The sequence below is a fragment of the Mesorhizobium sp. M1A.F.Ca.IN.022.07.1.1 genome (assembly GCF_003997575.1).
Classification (GTDB): Bacteria; Pseudomonadota; Alphaproteobacteria; order Rhizobiales; family Rhizobiaceae; genus Mesorhizobium.
This window is the reverse complement of record NZ_RZST01000605.1, coordinates 1-1,576: the sequence shown is the minus strand read 5'-3', so window position 1 is coordinate 1,576 and position 1,576 is coordinate 1. Positions and strand designations below refer to the sequence as shown.

Annotated in this window: 1 protein-coding gene and 1 pseudogene; both read left to right on the top strand. The window is 62.5% G+C overall.

All coding sequences use genetic code 11. The features are described 5' to 3' along the window. Positions 1-174 precede the first annotated feature (174 nt). Positions 175-1,143, top strand: a complete 969-nt coding sequence (locus EOA75_RS32680) for an HAD-IC family P-type ATPase (RefSeq protein ID WP_245466825.1) — start codon at positions 175-177, stop codon at positions 1,141-1,143. After that, positions 1,109-1,576 (top strand): annotated as a pseudogene (locus EOA75_RS35440) (HAD family hydrolase); the annotation flags it as partial. The gene EOA75_RS32680 and the pseudogene EOA75_RS35440, both read left to right, overlap by 35 nt.

The following is a 1,576-nucleotide window of genomic DNA, read 5'->3' as shown; positions in this document are numbered from 1 at the left end:
ATGCTGCCCTGCAACGTCATCGTGACGGAGTCTGCGCCCGGCAAAGTGGAGGGGGCGGCTGTCGATCCGGCCGTCGCCATGGGAGCCATCGCCAACCAGGAACTTGCAGCCATTGCCAAGGACGTTCGGCTTTTGCTGTCGGAGATGATCGGCGAACTTTGAAGGCTGCCGCATATGAGCGAGACGACACTACGGCGGGCGCTGCTGGCGATCGCCATCCTGAGCCTGGCGATCGGGCTGGTCGCCTGGCGAGGCGGCCTCGACTCAATCCAGCCCGGCGCAGTCTGGACAGCGGCAACCCTGCCTGTGGTTATCACGCTCGCTGTCTCGATCTTGCGGGATTTCTGGATTGGTCGGCTCGGCGTCGATGCCATCGCGCTTGTTTCGATGTCGGCGGCACTGCTGCTTGCGCAGCCTTTGGCGGCGATAGTCATCGCAATCATGTATGCGGGCGGCACAGTGCTCGAAGATCTTGCACGCGGGCGCGCAGAGCGAAATCTCAGGGCCCTGACGGACCGGGCGCCTCGCGTGGCGCATCTTAGATCCCGAGAAGGCACGAAGACTGTTTCGGTCGATCAGGTGGCCGTCGGCCAAGAGCTTTTGGTGCGCGCTGGCGAATTGCTACCCGTCGATGGCACCCTGATCGATGCTTCGGCATTGCTCGATGAATCCGCCGTTACCGGAGAGCCGCTGCCGGAACGGCGAAGCGCCGGCGATACATTGCGCAGCGGCACCGTCAACGCCGGCGAGGCATTTGTCATGCGAGCATCGGCTGTCGCCTTCGACAGTACCTATGCCGCGATCGTGCGCATGGTCGCTGCCGCGCAAACTGCCAAGGCACCATTCATACGCATCGCGGATCGCTTCGCCCTGCTGCTCCTTCCGCTCACGCTTTTGGTCGCCGGCATCGCCTGGTATCTTTCCGCCGACCCTATCCGTGCTCTCGCGGTATTGGTGGTCGCGACACCGTGTCCGCTGATCCTCGCGGCGCCCGTTGCATTCATCGGCGGCGTGTCGCGCGCTGCCCGCGCCGGCATCCTGATGAAGGGCAGCACGGCGCTGGAAGCACTTGCCCAGATACGCACCGCAGTTCGACAAGACAGGCACGTTGACGATCGGCGGCGCCGAGCTAATCGAGATTGATGTCGCTCCGAACCAGGACGCCGATGAACTCCTGCGGCTGTTGGCTTCGCTGGAGCAGGCTTCCCATCATGTGCTTGCGGATTCGATTGTTCGCATCGCTCGCCATAGAGGCCTGTCGCTTTTCCAACCTCATAATGTTCAAGAATACCGAGGAGAAGGCTTGCAGGGTCAAATAGATCAGCTAGCGGTCACGGCAGGGTCGAGGTCGCTTGTCGTCGGGGACAGGTCACTACCTCAATGGGCCAACAGTGGCGAGGTGCGATATCTCAACGCGCAAGTGCTCAGGGTGTTTCTGGCGCTTGATGGCAAGCTTGGCGGCATTTTCACATTCGGCGATGCCCTGCGCGGGGATGCCCACGACGCCGTGTGTGCTTTGCGTGCCGCTAAGGTTACCCGAATAGTCATGCTCACCGGCGATGACGGCGCGGCGGCG

Bases quoted from the DNA above. Each gene is read 5' to 3' on its own strand.
- EOA75_RS32680 (WP_245466825.1), top strand. From the start codon at position 175: ATGAGCGAGACGACACTACGGCGGGCGCTGCTGGCGATCGCCATCCTG.